Origin of the sequence: Rhizobium sp. AB2/73, assembly GCF_020871915.1 — a bacterium.
Classification (GTDB): domain Bacteria; phylum Pseudomonadota; class Alphaproteobacteria; order Rhizobiales; family Rhizobiaceae; genus Rhizobium; species Rhizobium dioscoreae.
In genome coordinates, this window is record NZ_CP067073.1 from 42938 (window position 1) to 59759 (window position 16822).

The window sequence follows — 16822 nt, forward strand, 5'->3', positions numbered from 1 at the left end:
GGAGAAATCACATGGCAGAGAATAAAACCTGGCTGATCACGGGAAGCTCCCGTGGCCTTGGCCGACAGATCGCCGAAAGCGTTCTCAAAGCAGGTGGCAACGTTGTTGCGACGGCTCGAGATAAAGCTCAATTGAACACCCTCGTTCAGCAATTTGGTTCCAAGGTAAAAATCTTATCTTTGGATGTTACGGATACCAATGCTGCGCGTCATGCGGCCGCTGAGGCAGTCCAGACTTTTGGCCGCTTGGATGTTCTCGTCAACAACGCTGGATATGCAGATGTCGCTTCGATTGAGGATATGAGCGAGGAGATGTTCCGAGCGCAAATCGATACGAATTTTTATGGTGTCGTGAATATGACGCGAGCCTCTCTTCCCATCATGCGAGCGCAGGGCGCAGGACACATAATCCAGATCTCGTCTGTCGGCGGGCGTGTCGGCGGAGCCGGCCTCGGTGCCTATCAAGCCGCCAAGTGGGCTGTCGGCGGCTTCTCGGAGGTTCTCGCGAAGGAGGTTGCTTCCTTCGGCATTAAGGTTACGGTTGCCGAACCGGGGGGGATGAGGACCAATTGGGCAGGCTCCTCAATGGCTGTTCCTTCAGTCAGCGAGGCATACAAGCCGGTTATCGAACCTGCAGTACAGCGTCTTAGAGATGCAGACGGGAAGCAGCCGGGTGATCCCGAACTAATTGCAAAGGTTCTCCTGGATATCGCCGCGATGGATGTTCCTCCTCTTCGTCTGCTGCTTGGCCGAGACGCTGTAGCGGTAGCAAAAATGGCTGCAGATAATCTTGCCGCCTCGGATGAAAAATGGCGGTCTGTCAGCGAATCCGTCGTATACGCCACATAGGACGGAAGATCGGTTTGGAAGATTGGTTTAGACCGTTGCCACTGATACGATGGCTACGGTCTAAACAAGGTGAAGAGATGACGGACGAACAGAAGCCCGAATTCCAAAGGGCTCGCAGCGAGGAACAAAGAGTGGCGCGACGCACAGCTATCTTGCGGGCGGCACGTGACTTGTTGGAGGGCGTACCGGTTAGCGGGATCAGCCTCAGAGAGCTTAGTCGTAAGGTTGACCTCTCCAAAACGAATGTTGTTCGCTACTTCGAAACACGCGAGGCGGTTTTCTTCACTTTGTTAAACCAGGAGCTCGAAGAGTGGCTCGTCGACCTGAGAGACGAACTGGCGAATGAATTCTCATCAAGAACCGCCAAGCCGATCGAGCTCGCGCATGTCCTTGCATCAGCAATCGGTAAACGGCCAATTGTTTGTAAGCTTTGGAGTGCGTTGGGTGGAGAGTTGGAAACTAATATCAGTCCAGACGCCGTGCGAGCGTTCAAGCTTGAACATACCGAACGGCAGGACGAACTTGGGCATATTATAGCTGAATCGCTGCCTGAGTTGGGTTTAAAGAATGCACGAGAACTTGTATCAATGATTGTTATTCTAGTGGCGGGCCTCTGGCCGTTCGCTAACCCATCGGCATCGGTTATTGAGGCGCTAGAGCATCCGGCTCTTTCGGAATCGAGAGTCGATTTCGTTCAACGACTTTCCCGGCTCATCTACATTTCTACGATGGGAATCCTCGAGTCTTCTCGCGGATAACCGCAGCACCTCCACCATCCTCTTTCCCTAATGTCTTTGGTGTGGTCCGCACCATTCACCGGATGCTCCCCTGCTGCAGAAGTCGCAATATCCACGCATCGTGACAGTTACGAGTACGACAGCATCACATACGCTTTGCGGTGATCCAACAACGCTGTTTGGCCAATCCGACACGATACTTGCCTACGCCTCTTCAAAGACGGCTATTAATATGCTGACGGTTCAGTACGCGAACGCTTTTGCCCGAAGCGCCGCTCATGCTCACATCAAGATCAACGCCGCCACGCCGGGCCACATAGCGGCTGATCTCAATGGTCACCAAGACACAAGGACCGCTAGCCAAGGGGCAATGGTCATCGTGAAGTTAGCTACTGATGATGATGCTGGGCCTAGCGATGGGCTCTATAACGAAGGTGGTCCTCTACCGCGTTGAAGTTCAGGAGGTAACCGTGCCGTAGCCACCGCAGCGGTGCAAGGCCTAAGCAGGCTGGAAGGCAGTCTGACCTGCCAGCGCAACAGTTCGATACAATTCCTGCTGCTGCCAGACAAGATCCAGATACATCTGGCTGTTAACACTGAAATACTTGGGAAGCTTATCTTTTGTTGACGCAACGTTGTTTTTCTGCCTCCCAACTATGGAGTATCCAATGAAACGAACCTCTTTCATCGTTGCTATGGGGTTGTTCGCCTCAGCCACCGCTATTTCAGTAGGGCATCAGCGAGCTTTACAGATGTAATCATCCAGCTGATTTCCATAACAAAATTCGCACACAAGACAGCCAGTTTGTGACTGCGTATTCCGATGAAGCCGGCCATCGATTCCGATTTGAAGCCGGCCAGTCATTCCGATTTCATTCCGGCCGGGGTTCCGATTTGAAGGCGGCCATTTGTCGGACTGATCCTGGGTCTGTTGGATGTTTGGATCGGGTTTTGTTTCAGGTCAAGCGTGCGGTTTTTCAGGCGCTATCGACGAGCGCTGTTTTCGCATGCTTTCACCGGTGAGATCGATGCGATAGGCATTGTGAACGAGGCGATCCAGGATGGCATCGGCGAGCGTGGGGTTTGCTATTATTTCCCACCAGCGATCCAGGGGCACCTGACTGGTGACGATCGTCGATCGGCGCTCGTAGCGGTCTTCGATGATCTCGAGGAGATCGCGCCGCTGATCATCGTTGAGCTTTTCCGGTCCCCAATCATCAAGGATAAGCAGATCGGTCTTGGCCAGCGATTTGAGGATCCGGCCATATCGCCCATCGCCTCGTGCAAGGGCAAGTGTTGCGAATAGCCGAGGAACCCGGTGGTAGGCGACGGAGAAATCTTCGCGGCATGCTTTATGGCCGAGTGCACAGGCAAGCCAGCTCTTGCCGACGCCGGCCGGCCCTGTGACGAGAAGGCTGTGGTGCCTGCGGATCCAATCGCAGCCAGCAAGCGTCATGAACAGATTGCGGTCGAGACCGCGTGCGGCACGAAAGTCGGCATTCTCGATCTGCGCATCGTGGCGAAGTTTGGCAGCCCTGGCGCGGGCTTCGAAGCGCTTCTGGCGGCGCATGGTGGCCTCTCGTTCGAGTAGGATGGCAAGCCATTCTCCATGCTCGAGGCCGCGCGCTTCGGATTGTGCGTCGAGCTCCTGGAAGGCTGTGGCCATGCCATTGAGGCCGAGTTCACGCAGCATGTTGATGGTGGGATTGGTCAGCATTGGTATGTCTCCTCAATGAAAGTAATCAGGGCCACGCAGATTGGCATGGTCGACAATGGCGGTTGGTTCGGTGGAATGGCGCGCCGCCTTGTGGTTGGCCAGCAGCGAGGCGATGCTCTTGCAGTTCAGGCCACCGATCTCGACGGCGCGTGCTGATACGGCTTCGGCCCGATTGCGTTCGATGTCGCGAAACAGGCGAAGCACACCCAGGCATGTTCGAAAGCCCTGTTCGGGGTGCGGACGGCTAGCAAGAATTGCGATCACCAGGCCCTCTGTCTGTGGCCCGATGGATGCGGCCCAGCGCCGAAAGCGATCTGGTGTCCACTCAGCGTATCGCCGGTGGGAACTGGGCATGTGATCTGGGTCGGTTCCATGGCGAGGACCACCATACCGACGCTGATGCACGGCGATGCGCTTGCCGCGGTGGAAGATCTCGATGGTGCGTGCCGTTGCCCTCAGGTCGACCTGCTGGCGAATGAGGGCATGGGGGACGGAATAAAAGAAGCTTTTGAACTCGACGTGATAATCGGTCGAGACACGGACCAGACGCCATTCGGCGAATTCGTAGTCTTCACCCGGAAGACTGGCGAGCGCAGCACGTTCGACACTTTCAAATACTTGCCGCCGGGTAACACCCAATCGACGCATGAGGTGATCGTTGATGCGATCGAGTGCCTGGCCAATAGCGGCATTGGCCTCAGCCAGCGAGAAGAAAGTCAGCTTGCGCAACCGCCCCAGGATGCAGGTCTGAGCAAAACGGACTCCGTTCTCAACTTTCGATTTGTCCCGCGGTTTCTTCGGCCGTGCCGGGAGAACTCCGACGCCATAGTGGGAGGCCATCATGCCGTAACTGCGGTTGATCTCGGGATCGTAGAAGCTGGCGTGGTTGACGCCCGACTTCAGATTGTCGGGAACGATCAGCCGGGGAACGCCTCCAAAAAAATGAAACATCCGGACATGCGAGCCGATCCAGTCAGGGAGCGTTTGCGTCCAGGTCGCCTCAGCATAGGTGAAGCTCGATGCACCGAGCACCGCCACAAAGATCTCTGCCTCGCGGATCTCTCCGGTCTTGCGATCAACGATCGGGATCTTCTTGCCGGAATAGTCGACGAACACCTTGTCGCCAGCAGCATGCTCCTGGCGCATCGTCGGTGAAAGCCGCTGTTGAAACCCACGCAGGAGTTCACAAAAGCGGCTATAGCCGTAACCGTCGGGGTGCGACCCACGATACTCCTCCCACAGGATGAGCATGGTAACGCCCGGCTTCTTGAGCTCGATGGCAAGATCGGCCCAATTGGGCTCGACCCGTCGTCTCGTGCCGTGTTTGATGCCATTACGAGTGAACAGTTTGCTCTCGAGCGCATCGTCGGTGAGATCCAAAGGCAAGGGCCAGTTTAACCCAACCGCTGCCGCGCGCTGCAGATTATCCTGCACCGTGCTACGCGCAATTCCCAATACGACGGCAATCTCACGCGAGCTGGTTCCGCTTGCCGCAAGCCGCAGCATTTGTCGCAAATGTCTCATGGTCAGCCTTCTCTTTGCCGGCATCAAAATCCCCTCGTTCATCACGAGGTATCGATGCCAAAAGTTGCTGACCCAGGAGGTAATCTTCAGTGCCGAAAACTGGCCGGTCTTTGATTGGAACGGTGGCCGGCTTCAAATCGGAATGGTGGCCGGTCTTTGATCGGAATGCCGGCCGGCTTCACGTCGGAATCCGCATTGTGACGGCATTGCCGTGTCTCGATCCGGTTCAACGAGGACCAAATTCCTCCCAATTTAACGCAGGAGAATGTCTGCCATGTTACACGCACTTGAACCCTCAGAACCGCCGGATCAGACGTTCGACATCATCGTTTGCGGCTCTGGTTCCTCAGGTTCCGTTGTCGCCCGTCGTCTGTCTGACAATCCGAACATCAATCTGCTGCTAATCGAAAGCGGCGGAATGAAATTTACCGAAACGATACGAAACGCCGTCCGGTGGCCGGAAAATATTGGTACCGCTGAAGATTGGGGCTTCGTTTCCGAACCGGTTGCAGGTTTGAATGGCCGGTCATTGTTGATGTCAATGGGCAAGGTCGTTGGCGGCAGTTCCAGCATCAACGCCATGATCTGGGCACGTGGGCATCGGAGCGATTGGGACTACTACGCATCCGAAAGCGGCGATGCCGCCTGGGGATATGACGCAATACAGAAGCTCTACAGGTCTATAGAAGACTATAGGGGCGCGAGTGACACGCGACGCGGAACCGAGGGGCCAGTGACTGTGTTTCAGCCGAGCCAACCACACCCGATCGCGATAGGCTTGCTAGCGGCCGCAGAGTCCTTAGGAATTCCCCGGTTCGCGAACCCAAACGGGCGGATGATGGAGGAACGGAGCGGATGCGCGATCACGGATATACGCGCCGACGGACGAGAACGTATGTCGATCTTTGATTCATATTTACGTCCCGTGTTTGGCCGTAGCAATCTGACTATCCTGACTGGCGGTACCGTCGAGCGAGTTGTCCTTGAAAAGGGTCGCGCGGTTGGAGTCGATGTGGTTGAGGGAAGGAAGCGCCATCATTTTCGCGCCGCCCAGCATGTGGTCCTGTCAACAGGATCTATCAATACCCCCCGAATTCTCATGCAATCCGGAATTGGACCCGAGGCGGAGTTGAGGCGATTGGGCATTCAAACCGCCCAGCATTTGCCCGGCGTGGGGGAAAACCTACAGGATCACATTTGCTTTCCGAGTATCTTTGAATATCGAGAGCCGATGGAACCACGTGGAAACGGTAGTGCTGCTACCGTATATGCGGCAGTCAACGCTGAAAGCACCTCGCCAGATGTCCTGGTTTGCCAGGGCGAGTTTCCAATCTGCAGCCCCGAGATCGCAATGAAGCACTCCGTCCCCCCGCACGCGTGGTCGTTGGTCGCTGGTTTGGCGCGGCCGCGTAGCCGCGGTCGAGTGAGACTGCGGAGCGCAGATCCACGAGAAAGGGTTCTGCTGGAACTGAACTCGCTCTCCGATCCCGATGACCTGAAAACCGCCAGGGCCGCCGTCGAATTCTCCCAACAGATCGGAGCGCAAGCTGGGTTGGGCGAATTGACCAAGGGAGAAGTCTATCCGGGTGAAACCTATAGGGACAATATCGATCTCTTCCTGCGTGAGAGTGCGGTTCCGTTCTGGCATCAGACGTGCACGGCGAAAATGGGACGCGATGAGATGTCGGTTGTCGATGCAAAACTCAAGGTCTATGGCATCGACAATCTGATGATCGCTGACGGATCGATTTTTCCCAGAATTCCAACTGGAAATACCATGGCACCGTGCGTCGTTGTAGGTGAGCGGGCGGCACGCATTCTTACTGACCAATTGTTGTAAACGACGCGAGGGCGGCAAACAATCAGCGGAATGTTTGCCGCCCTCGTAAAACACGTATCGAGCGGATAGAATGGCAGGCGCAAAGGCGACGATGGTTGCTGCCGGTGCAAACAAGTCGGCTAGCCCAGCGATCAGAGCCACGGATAGACCGTAGACAGTTTCCTCGATGAACTCGTCGCGAGTGCCGGTAAACTACTGGTTGTCGCTTTGCCTATAAGGTTCCGGCGAATCTGTCGCCTCCCTCGACAATTACCAGTTCGCTACGGCCAGCAGCCTGACGCACTGCGGCTGCCGCCTAGTATCGCGTCGAATTATACCCTTACTCGTTCGAGCCCATCTCGGATCGCGCTCGGGTTGCTGGTACCTGCGTCATTTATCGCTGCCGCAATCAGCTTTACCGCAACGTATCCATCCAACGCGAATTGCGATGGTGCAGGACCGTATGAATTTTCGAAGGCTCCAACCATCTGACGAGCCACAGATTTGATCTCGCCTTCCGGCATATCCGTAGCCACAGCGCTCAAACGTGCCGCCGCTATGATGCCATCGGCTCCGGCGCCAACTGCGTGAAGAAAGGCCGGTCGACAATGCCGTGTGGCATCAGTACCGGCACGGTGCGGCTCGACGCCGCTTAGGCCTTTCCGAAAGCGATTGCCGGCGGGCCAGCTAACCAAGCAATGATTGCCTGCGGCCTATTAGCCTCGATTTTTTCCAGGAGAGTCGAAAGGTGCTGGGTATTGACGTGGACGCTATACTCTCCGATCAGCTCGAGGCCGTATCTCGCCAACATCTCTTTTTTGGTCGTCCATCCAGTTCGCCCGAAAAGACTATCGGCGTCATAGATGGCGGTAACTTGCATAAATCCAGCCACCTGCATGTATCGAAGCAGCTTCTCTCCAACAATTCGACCAGTTAGAGGAGTCAAAGACATAGGAGCGGACCGGAATAATCTGCGCTTCAGCTGCTCCAGTAGAAATGTACGGGATTTGCGCGTCTTCAACAGACGGAATGACGGCTAGGCTTGCTTTCGAGAAAGAAGTGCCAACTACCGCAGAGACACTCTGAGCCTTGAGCTCAGCGAAAGCCTCAACCGCGCTTTCCCGGTCCGATCGTCCGCCAAGCGAAGCTCGATCCGCCGCCCGCCGAGGACGCCTCCGTTTTCGTTTATTTCCTTTACTGCAAGAGTGGCCCTTGCTCGTTATCTAGACCGCCGGGATTGTTTCCCGTGCGGGAGACGAGCTGCCCGATCAGAACCGGTGCGCTTGCCGGGTCGACCCCAACAGCAATCCTGGGAGCATTATTGATCCTATCAACATCGGTAGCGTTCTCCCCACTTCTTCCTGCTGCCCTTTAAACTGCGCACTTCGTTCATCATTCGCTCCATTCCCTCCCAGTAGACTGCGCGAATGGCTTGCTTATCTACTTCACCCACCGAGGTTAGAGGCAGCCGCTCGACTACATGGACGCTTTTAGGTGTCAGGTGCGCACCTTTGCCGGCGCACTTTACCTTTCTTTGCTATTGTTGCATTTGAAATTCTTTGTGCTCGACACTGTCATCGCTAGGCACTTTCCCCGGAGCGAAGGTGATCTGGACTAGCCGAAGGTGAAGACAAATGCTTGCACTCCGGCATCCTCGAACGTGATTGTAAACGTATGTTCGCCCACATCATTCGCCTGACGAACGAGCTGGTAAAGCCTGGTGGAATCGACGGTGCCGGTTCCTTTGGCGTCAGTGTCTGCGCCATGGTTGTTTTCCGGCGCCTTGCCGTCGATAGTGATCTTGAAATGAACTGGCTTTCCCTCCTTCGGCGGTCCCATGACGAGGTGCAAGTCCCTCGCCGAAAAGCGGAACGTGATTGCTCCGCCGGCCTCGTCAAGACGTGCGGCGTCGGAGCCGACGGTCCACTTTCCCTCGAGTCCCCAATGGTTGAGGTCTAGCTTGCTAAGATGGTAGTTCGCAGATTGGTCCTCCTGTAGCGGACGGGTGGAAGCGAAATTCCTCGCTTCTTCGTATCCAAGATAGGTCTCGCTTGATCTTTCATGGCCGAAGTCGGCCGGAAGTTCCGCGCCTGATGCGGTCAATTTCGATGGTACCGTGGTTGGACTACCGCCATTTTCCCGAAGGAGATCCCTTATCGCGGCTTCCGTCTCGTCATAGGAGCCTTCGCCGAACTGATGGTATCGAATGGTGCCAGTCCCATCCACGAGATAGAATGCAGGCCAGTAGTTGTTTCCGAACGACCGCCATATTTTGAAATCGCTGTCGAGCGCGATGGGATATTTTAGATCGAAGCGTTTTGTCGCCGCTTGGACGTTCGACGTGATCTTCTCGAACGCGAACTCTGGTGAGTGGACACCGATAACCGTCAAGCCCTGGGCCTTGTACTTATCGGCCCATTCTTTGAGATATGGAAGAGCCCGGATGCTGTTTATGCAGGAGTAGGTCCAGAAGTTCACCAGGACGACTTTACCTCGCAGCTGGCTCCAATCCAGGGGCGCCGAATTGAGCCAACCAGTGGCCCCCGAAAAGGGAGGAGCGGAACCTTCCTGTGGCAGTTGGCTGGAGAAGCCGGCCTTCATTATGGCAGCTTCGTCCGCCGAGGGTTGCGCGCTTGGAAGCGTGTCCGGGTTGGAGTGGCTCGCAAGCGAAAACAAAGCGGAAAGGACGGCTGTTGAGATGTTCATCTGAATCGCTCCTTGTCTGGAATGTCTCTACTAGAAGCGATCGAAGTATCGGGATTGTTTCTCGAGTAACGGCTCTTTGTATCGAAGTGTATTGAGAACGTGCCATATTACTTCACGAACCGAGCGAGATTTGATAAGGCGCCGCTGCGATGATCACGGTTGAAGAAAGTTCCAGCTTCCTACTACAGGAAGGGCAGTTCACCGCTGTAGTTCGAGCATGGATAGACGGGTTCGAGGTGGAGCGGGAGCGCTATTGCCAGTGATTGGACGATTGCCGGCGTCGGCGCGTATTCTACCGATCCCGGCAGGGCGGTGTATTCGGCCTCGCTGATGGAGTTGCGAAGAAAGGCAAAGCTTGCGTGAGGTCGAGGAGGCGCTCGCGCGCCGGCCTTTGAGGTGAAGAGTTCGAGCAGGTACTCTGAAGACAGCATCGATGCTAAACATCCCGGACCCAAACGTTTTGCCTTGGCTTTTTCCATGGTCGAGGCAACATCGGAAGCGGCAAAAATTCAACTTGCGGCCCATGCAAGGACGACTCGGGAAACTACAAAGGTTAAAAAGCGTTCTCTTGCTGTGAACCTTATCAGCAGGAGACAACAATGGCGGATAACAGCACCACGACAGTCAGCGCCACATTCCAAGCACGCCAGGCCGCAGATCTTGCTGTCGAACATCTGGTTCAGGAGCACGGAATTTCGAGGCCGGCCGTTTTCGCCCAATCGGCAGACGACCGCAACACCGCAGGTTCGGCGCCCTTGGGAGGAGATACCCGGTATGGCGAGGGAGTTCGCGGTGACGCACCGCTTGCGGGCGGGATCGAGATTTCGGCGGATATCGTGTCAAACCAGGCTTACCTTCGCCGAGAGACTTTAAAGCATCATGGTTGAGATCGCCCGCGTGTTCGCCTTCGGAACTTTGAAGAAGGGTTTTGTGCTACATCAGCGAGGCTTGGCAGGCGCGCATTATTGTGGCCGCGCTCAGACGCGAAAGGCCTATCCGATGGTGATCGCAGGTCAATGGTTTGCACCCATGATGTTCGATGAACCTGGAACCGGATCGATCGTTAGCGGCGAACTCTACGAACTGAGCGGGGAAATGCTAAGCAAACTTGATCGGCTCGAGTCCGTCGGCCAGCCGGGGCACTTTCGCAAATGCATCGAACTTGAAACCGCTAGCGGCAATCTTGCTGACGCTTTCGCCTATTTCAAGGCTCGCAGATTGGCGGTGCCGATATATACTGGCTATCTCTCCACCTATGACGACGATCGCTTCGTTCCACCAGAGCGACGAAGCTGAGCGAGACACGATTGTGTCGAGTTTGACTATATCGATAATAAACCTCCGCCTACGGTGGAGGACTGGACGAGTTCTACACGGTAGTTGAGAGACCTCCTGCTTGAACCGCTGGGGTGGCCCAGAAAAGGAGGTTTTATGGATGAGCAGATGCTCTCGCATGCGACGTGGGACTGCAAGTATCACATTGTTAGTTACGTAACCACGGATATCGGGATTACGAACTTTGGAGCTTACTATGACCGTCACTATGCTTTCAGGCCGTGAACTCAATCAGGATCTTGGGCGCGCGAAGCGGGCCGCGCAGGAAGGGCCTGTGATCATCACTGACAGGGGACGGCCCGCGCACGTCCTCCTGTCGTTCGATGAGTACAAGCGGCTTACCGGCAAAATGCGGACCCTCGGTGATATGCTGGCCGCGCCAGGAGCGGATGACGTTGATTTGCCGCTCCCGCGGCGCACTGAATATGCCAAGCCGATTGACCTGTCCTGATGCTGTTGCTCGATACCAACGTCGTGTCCGAGCTCCGCAAGGTCGCGAACGGTAAGGCAGACCCCAATGTCGCGGTCTGGAACGAAACGTCGATCCGGCCGAATGCTTTATTTCATCCGTGGTTCTGCACGAGCTAGAGATTGGCGTCCGGCTGGTCGAACATAACGACGCCGTCGCAGGCAAGGTGCTGCGCGGCTGGCTGGAAAATATCGTCCTCACGGCATTTTCCGGCCGCATCCTGCCGCTGGACGAGGTTCAATGCGCGGCAGAAGGCATTGCGGATCTATATTCCGGCGGCGATGCCGTCGATCGCCACCGGCGTGCATCTCGGCTTGATCTATGCCTGGCTGGCAACGGTCGGCGCGGAATATTTCCTGGCCGTCGGCCCGGGCATCGGCGGCCTGGTCATCGCCGGCCGGGAGCGGTTCGACATGGCGCTCGTCATGGTCGGCGTCTTGGTACTCGGCTTCGTCGGCTTTACACTAAATCGCCTCGCCTCCGCGCTTGAAGCTTATTTGTTGCGCTGGCGGCCCAAGCAGACCGCATAGGCTGCGAACATCATGCGCTTCAATGTATCAAGCAGCTAAACCCGGTTCCTCGGCTGCTGTTCTCGAGACCGTTCTCGATCTTGGCCCCGCGGACACCTTCAATCGCCCACTGTTGATGCAATGGGCGACCGGATCGCAATTCCTACAACTTCTGCCTTGCCTGCCTGACGGCGTGGGGCAAGACATATGTTTGCGGACGCCATGAAAATTCTGGCGTCCGCAAACATCCAGAGCTAGGCATCGATGATATAGACGATCGTGAATGTCGAGGGATCGACGATGACGATCCGTCCGTCCGCCAGGACGAAGAATCGATACGCCTTATATTGCGGAACGATCTGGACGATGCGCGGCGGCAGCGGCTCCAGCTCGATCTTCCGGGGAATGGTTGCGCCGACCGATACCGAGAAATCCGTCTCGCGAACGGGTGTGACATGGACCTCTTTAACCACCTGCCGGATCTGTGTTTGTTGTTCGACGGAGACTTGGACTTGCGAGCCGCCCTGCGTATTTGTTTTTGTCGTTGTTTTGCTTCCCGTCTCACCTCCGGTCGTGTCCGTCTGTTGATCCTGCTTGGTGCCGCTAGGGGCTTTCATATTGCTGCCGGAGCTTCCTGCGGAGCCTGCTTTGTTGGTGTCTGTACCGCCTTGACCGGTCCCTTGCTCATCGCTCGAGCTGTTGGAGCTGCGCGATTGCGGAGATGCTGATTTGTTGTTGGATCCTCCCTTGGTATCGTTGTCCTGTTGAGTTTGATCTCCGGATTGGCTTCCTGTCTGGCCTGTTGCTCCGGTGCTTGTCGAGCTGTTGTTCTGACTGCCATTCGACTTCGAATCCTGATTGCCCTGAGTGGATTGGGCCGGTGCCTGGCCGGGGGAATTATCTGATTTTCCCTTCGAGTCCTTGGTGGAGGTTCCAGACTGTGGCTGTTGCTCGCCCGTCGACGGCTTGCTGTCGCGGGTCGTGCCGCTTTTGGGGATGACCTGGGTATCCTGCGCGCTTGCGGGTGTGATCGCTGCGAAGGAAACACCGATTGAAAGGGCCGTCATCAGAACGGCAAGTCTGTTCGTCGTCTTCATGATTTTCTCTTTTCTCGCTGTTGAGTACATAACGGCGTTTATCCGCCGCTATAGGACGAACAAGGTGACAGGCCCCATGTTCCGGCGTTGGACTTCGGTCGCACGGGCATGCGACTGAAGGCTCGGCCGTGAGCTTCCAACATGCCGCAGCTATTATTTGCGGTGGGTGAGCCTTCTCGGACTGTATCGGCAGGGCGCAACTTTTGATCACTCCGAGCGGGTTCTTCTGAGGAACTTTGCAACGCGATCGGCATTCCCTTCTTTGTTGTTTGCGTTCTGAAACAGCGGAAATCTCGCTGAAGGAGCTTACTGTGATCAAACCTTTGATTCTATTCAGCCTCGCGCTGATGCCGGCTGCAGCTTTCGCGCAGTCGGCCGATCTTGAGGCAACCTGCAAGATCGTAGCCAAGAACTTCTTCCTGTCGGATAGCCTCGCGATCGGCGCTATCCAATCCTTTCCGGAACTGAAGCCGCCCGGTGTGCGCATGGCCTATTCCACCCGTCAGGGAACGTCTCCCGCGGAAATGACCGACACCTTCGAATGTGAATTCGACAAGCCCGACAAACCCCATAATCTCGCTAAGTTCTGCGTATCAACAACTTGCTATACGGCGAACGAGAGCGATGCGGACCGCAAGCGACGATTCGAGGAAATGCGCGTTCTCCTGCAACGAGCGGAAAAATAGTCGCTGTGAGTGGTGAAGGAATGTTGGGTTTGGTGCCCGCCTTTGAAGCCAAGGATTTGCCTGTCGGTCAGAGCGACCGTTCGGTCGGGATAATTACGGTCCATGTGGCGGGGAAAGGCTCCGCCGAGTTCGCTCAGGCGAAAGCTCGAGCTTGGATGGCGTTCGCTTGCGGCGTTGGTGACAACCTCGGCGGAACATTCGGATCGCGGTGCCGTTTCGCCGTAAGAGGACAATCATGACACAACAATTGTGGAACAAGCCAATCACCGTCGAGACGCGCAAACCCGGTCAGCGGCTGACGATCGCCAACACGGAGACCGCCACCTATTACCTGCTGCGGAACTGGCCCGCAAAGTCGCACGGGATCGCCTTCAAGAATGCGAAGCGAACGTTGATCAGTGCTCACCAAGGTCACGTGGAGGCGCTGGTAGCAAGAGCCGCGTTCCTCGCCGCGCTTGAAGAAAGCGGTATCCAAATATTCGAAGCGTGATGGGCGAGCACGACGCGCTCGAACCGGGCTTGAAATGACAGCCATATTCCTAGCGGTCATGCGCTCTTTAGAGTACAGAGCATGTGTTGCCCACGGTGCCACCGGACTGACGATCAGGCAAATGTCAGTCAATCCGCTGTTTTCCGCGAACCAAGTTGCCTCTTGCTGCGGGCCTTTTGTCATCCAAGAGGCGTAAAAGCAGGTTCCGTCTTTTCCCGCGCTGGGCGAGATCAATGTCGCTGACAAGCATTGCGCCACCCTCACGTCGCTCAAGGGTGATCTTGCGGCTATGGAAGGCCTCCAGCTCGGCTCTGTGCCCGACGCTGATAATGGTGACCTTCGGCAGTTCGCGGATCACCATCTCCATCATCTTGTCCTGGCTTTTTTCATCGAGCGCAGATGTAGCCTCATCCAGGACGATGATATCGGGATCGTGTAGCAGAAGACGCGCGAATGCGAGCCTCTGTTTCTCGCCGCCCGAGAGCGTCTGGTCCCATGGCGCATTTTCCTCAATTCTGTCGTTGAGATAGTCAAGGCCGACCTTCTCAAGGGCCGCTTTGATCTCATCCAGCGTCCAGTCCTCGGCCGCTCGAGGATAGGCCACGGACCGGCGAAGTGTGCCCGATGGGATATAGGGTCGCTGGGGCAGCATGAACAATCGGCTATCGGGATGAAAATTGACGCTGCCATGACCCCAAGGCCAAAGACCGGAAATCGCCCGTACGAGCGTGCTTTTTCCCGTGCCGGATTCTCCGGCGACCAACACGCGTTCGCCTGGATCGATCTCGACCTCCGTTTCCCTGACCACGGAGGTGCCGTCGTCGAGCGTCACGGAAAGATTATTTAGGCACAGCATCGCCTTGCCTTCGGTTTCACCGTGTTTGATGCGTCCGAGGGAATCGCTCTTTTCGGCGCGCTCCAAGCCGTCAAGTGACGTCATGAGTGAAGCGACGCGATGTGCGGAGGCATTCCAGTCGGCAAGCCGCGGATAGTTGTCCACCAGCCATCCGAACGCACTCTGGACGATGGCGAAGGCAGAGGCAGACTGCATTACTTGACCGAGCGTCATGCTGCCTTCGAGAAATTTCGGTGCGCAAAGCAGGACCGGCACGACGGGCGCGATCAGCATCGACCCCTGCGAGACAAGCGTCGTGCGCATGTATTGATGCGCTAACCGCGCCCATTGCCTCAGCACATTGCCAAAAGTTCTTTCGAGGTCATTACGCTCCTCCTCTTCGCCGCCGAGCAATGCGATGCTCTCGCCGTTTTCGCGCACATGTGTCAGCGTATAGCGAAATTCGGCTTCCACTTGGTTCTTGACCTCGGAAATCTCGACGAAGTGCCGACCGATGACTGCCATCGAGGTGGATGTGACCACGGCATAGAGAACCGCGGTGACGACAAGAAAGCCCGGAATTGTGATGACTGAACCAGCGATCTGGAACGTCAGGGCCCCGCCGATCGTCCACAGCACCACGATGAAGGTCGATGCCGACACGAATGCGGAAATGACGCCGGCCAGGAAATCGACCGGGGACTCCGTGGCGATCCGCAAATCCTCGGAGAGACGCGCCTCGGGGTTCTTGTGGCCTTCGCCGCCGATCAGGTTCAGCTGATAATAACGGCCGTTCGCGAGCCAGCGAGCGATGAGCCCGGTCGTCAGCCAGGAACGCCATCGTCTCTGGATCATCATGCGAATGTAGACTTGCACCGTAACAAGGGCGACACTTCCGAGCACCAGCGGCAGAAACACTGCACTCAGGACGTAAACGGTGTGGGCGTTGCGTTGCTCAATGGCGTCAAAAATCGCGCGGTTCCAGATATTAATGCCATACTGGAAGCACACGTTCAGGCCGATCAGCGCAAGTAGTCCGATCGTGCACGGCCACGCAAAGCCGTCTCCGCGGCGACTCCAATAGCCGCGCGCGCTGATCCAGAAACGTGCAAGCAAGTACCCTTTGCGCGTCCGTTCCGCCTCCTCAGGCGTCATGTCCGGATCGGGTTCAATGATATCTGCCGGTGGCTCGATATCAATAGTCGGAGCTTTCTCCCGGCGCGACCTCTCACGCCCAGGCGACTTGGCGCCGTCGACCGATTTCGGATTGGATTTAGCGTCGGTCATACGCACGACAACGGACTAAAATTCAAAAAGTTTCACAATAGGAATATCGTCTATAGCGGCGGCCATGTGTCGAGGAAATGAAGCAGTCGCTACGCGAACCCTGAGCGAGTAGCGGCTGATGCATGTAAAAGCGTAAGTGACGGTAATTACTCTATCTCATCCTTGAAGATTGAAGGTTCACCATGGACGCTGGAAGAATGTACTCCATGGGCGGATCACGCGCCCTTGTCCCGTATTAGACGGCGCTATCGCGCGGATGGCAGCGGCAGTGATGAGACGGCTTCAGGGAACTCGTCCATCGCAAATGGCGTTTCAATGTCAGGAGGAATTCATCATGTGCCCGCAAAAGCCAATCATAGCTTCGCTTTTCGCACCCGCCCTTGGGCTGCCGAATCCGATACAATACTACCCCGAGCAATCGCCCCGCCTTCCCGCTTCAGAAAGTGAAAAGGAAGCGTATGAAGAGGGAGTCAAGGCAGGGAAATGCGAAGCCGAGAATAGAAAAAACCCTTATCCGGACAACAGCGAACAGGCCAAAGCCTACGAGCACGGCTACCTCGACGGTCAGAAGATCCGGTCGTAGCCACACTATGGCGACCGATGATCTCGCATGTGTTCATTGTGCAACGCGACGGCTTTTGAATGAATTGGTATAGAGCCGTGTCGGACTGTGATCGACATCCCGATAGGCGGCGACGAAGGCTCCCCATGCCCGGCTTTTCCAATGACTGCCTCTTCTGCTAGCGGGAACATAAAGGGCCTC

The 16822-nt window shown here is 56.1% G+C and carries 16 protein-coding genes and 2 pseudogenes; 11 read left to right on the top strand and 7 right to left on the bottom strand.

The features are described 5' to 3' along the window. The first annotated feature begins 11 nt into the window (after nucleotides 1–11). Together I8E17_RS26065 and I8E17_RS26070 are read left to right on the top strand one after the other, a co-directional pair. Complete coding sequence (locus I8E17_RS26065) at nucleotides 12–848, top strand: SDR family NAD(P)-dependent oxidoreductase (RefSeq protein ID WP_069614016.1); 837 nt, start codon at nucleotides 12–14, stop codon at nucleotides 846–848. A 77-nt stretch (nucleotides 849–925) separates the two neighbouring features. Continuing rightward, complete coding sequence (locus tag I8E17_RS26070) at nucleotides 926–1606, top strand: TetR/AcrR family transcriptional regulator (RefSeq protein WP_069614017.1); 681 nt, start codon at nucleotides 926–928, stop codon at nucleotides 1604–1606. 478 nt (nucleotides 1607–2084) lie between these two features. On the opposite strand, the gene I8E17_RS26075 is transcribed toward I8E17_RS26070, so the two are convergent. The 3 genes from I8E17_RS26075 to istA all read right to left on the bottom strand — a co-directional run bounded on the left by I8E17_RS26075 (nucleotide 2085) and on the right by istA (nucleotide 4850). Then, entirely contained in the window at nucleotides 2085–2303 is a 219-nt protein-coding gene (locus tag I8E17_RS26075) for a hypothetical protein (protein ID WP_069614018.1), read from the bottom strand. Between the two features lie 243 nt (nucleotides 2304–2546). After that, the gene (gene istB, locus I8E17_RS26080) at nucleotides 2547–3302 is read right to left on the bottom strand and encodes an IS21-like element helper ATPase IstB (RefSeq protein WP_112722455.1); all 756 of its coding nucleotides are present in this window, start codon (nucleotides 3300–3302) and stop codon (nucleotides 2547–2549) included. Between the two features lie 12 nt (nucleotides 3303–3314). Then, nucleotides 3315–4850: an IS21 family transposase gene (istA, locus tag I8E17_RS26085; RefSeq protein WP_112722466.1), complete on the bottom strand. Its 1536-nt coding sequence runs from the start codon at nucleotides 4848–4850 to the stop codon at nucleotides 3315–3317. Between the two features lie 250 nt (nucleotides 4851–5100). Between istA and I8E17_RS26090 the strand changes: the two genes are divergently transcribed. Then, complete coding sequence (locus I8E17_RS26090; RefSeq protein ID WP_069614019.1) at nucleotides 5101–6666, top strand: GMC family oxidoreductase; 1566 nt, start codon at nucleotides 5101–5103, stop codon at nucleotides 6664–6666. A gap of 1593 nt (nucleotides 6667–8259) precedes the next feature. Here the strand turns inward: I8E17_RS26090 and I8E17_RS26095 are convergent. Together I8E17_RS26095 and I8E17_RS26100 are read right to left on the bottom strand one after the other, a co-directional pair. Then, nucleotides 8260–9246 carry a thioredoxin family protein gene (locus I8E17_RS26095; protein ID WP_229002244.1) on the bottom strand — a complete coding sequence of 329 codons (987 nt, stop codon included), beginning with the start codon at nucleotides 9244–9246 and terminating at the stop codon, nucleotides 8260–8262. 287 nt (nucleotides 9247–9533) lie between these two features. Continuing rightward, nucleotides 9534–9782 (bottom strand): hypothetical protein, encoded by a 249-nt coding sequence (locus I8E17_RS26100; RefSeq protein ID WP_069614022.1) that lies wholly within the window; start codon nucleotides 9780–9782, stop codon nucleotides 9534–9536. Nucleotides 9783–9950: 168 nt separating this feature from the next. Here I8E17_RS26100 and I8E17_RS26105 point away from each other — a divergent pair, with 168 nt between their 5' ends. The 5 genes and pseudogenes from I8E17_RS26105 to I8E17_RS26125 all read left to right on the top strand — a co-directional run. Beyond that, nucleotides 9951–10238, top strand: a complete 288-nt coding sequence (locus tag I8E17_RS26105; protein WP_069614023.1) for a hypothetical protein — start codon at nucleotides 9951–9953, stop codon at nucleotides 10236–10238. Further along, nucleotides 10231–10647 carry a gamma-glutamylcyclotransferase family protein gene (locus I8E17_RS26110; RefSeq protein ID WP_069614024.1) on the top strand — a complete coding sequence of 139 codons (417 nt, stop codon included), beginning with the start codon at nucleotides 10231–10233 and terminating at the stop codon, nucleotides 10645–10647. The genes I8E17_RS26105 and I8E17_RS26110 overlap by 8 nt, the downstream gene beginning before the upstream one ends. Nucleotides 10648–10882: 235 nt before the next feature. Beyond that, the gene (locus I8E17_RS26115; protein ID WP_069614025.1) at nucleotides 10883–11137 is read left to right on the top strand and encodes a type II toxin-antitoxin system Phd/YefM family antitoxin; all 255 of its coding nucleotides are present in this window, start codon (nucleotides 10883–10885) and stop codon (nucleotides 11135–11137) included. Further along, nucleotides 11137–11390, top strand: a pseudogene (locus I8E17_RS26120) (type II toxin-antitoxin system VapC family toxin); the annotation flags it as partial. The gene I8E17_RS26115 and the pseudogene I8E17_RS26120, both read left to right, overlap by 1 nt. After that, nucleotides 11389–11685: pseudogene (locus tag I8E17_RS26125) on the top strand (ABC transporter permease subunit); the annotation flags it as partial. The pseudogenes I8E17_RS26120 and I8E17_RS26125, both read left to right, overlap by 2 nt. A gap of 233 nt (nucleotides 11686–11918) precedes the next feature. On the opposite strand, the gene I8E17_RS26130 reads toward I8E17_RS26125, so the two are convergent. Continuing rightward, nucleotides 11919–12761: a DUF1236 domain-containing protein gene (locus tag I8E17_RS26130; protein WP_069614026.1), complete on the bottom strand. Its 843-nt coding sequence runs from the start codon at nucleotides 12759–12761 to the stop codon at nucleotides 11919–11921. Nucleotides 12762–13072: 311 nt separating this feature from the next. On the opposite strand from I8E17_RS26130, the gene I8E17_RS26135 reads away from it, so the two are divergent. Together I8E17_RS26135 and I8E17_RS26140 are read left to right on the top strand one after the other, a co-directional pair. After that, nucleotides 13073–13447 carry a hypothetical protein gene (locus I8E17_RS26135; protein WP_069614405.1) on the top strand — a complete coding sequence of 125 codons (375 nt, stop codon included), beginning with the start codon at nucleotides 13073–13075 and terminating at the stop codon, nucleotides 13445–13447. 235 nt (nucleotides 13448–13682) lie between these two features. Further along, a complete protein-coding gene (locus I8E17_RS26140) occupies nucleotides 13683–13937 on the top strand; it encodes a DUF982 domain-containing protein (protein WP_069614028.1) in 255 nt (84 codons plus the stop codon). A 124-nt stretch (nucleotides 13938–14061) separates the two neighbouring features. On the opposite strand, the gene I8E17_RS26145 is transcribed toward I8E17_RS26140, so the two are convergent. After that, the gene (locus I8E17_RS26145) at nucleotides 14062–16059 is read right to left on the bottom strand and encodes an ABC transporter ATP-binding protein/permease (RefSeq protein ID WP_069614029.1); all 1998 of its coding nucleotides are present in this window, start codon (nucleotides 16057–16059) and stop codon (nucleotides 14062–14064) included. Nucleotides 16060–16393: 334 nt separating this feature from the next. On the opposite strand from I8E17_RS26145, the gene I8E17_RS26150 reads away from it, so the two are divergent. Continuing rightward, nucleotides 16394–16642 (top strand): hypothetical protein, encoded by a 249-nt coding sequence (locus I8E17_RS26150; protein WP_069614406.1) that lies wholly within the window; start codon nucleotides 16394–16396, stop codon nucleotides 16640–16642. Nucleotides 16643–16822 lie beyond the last annotated feature (180 nt).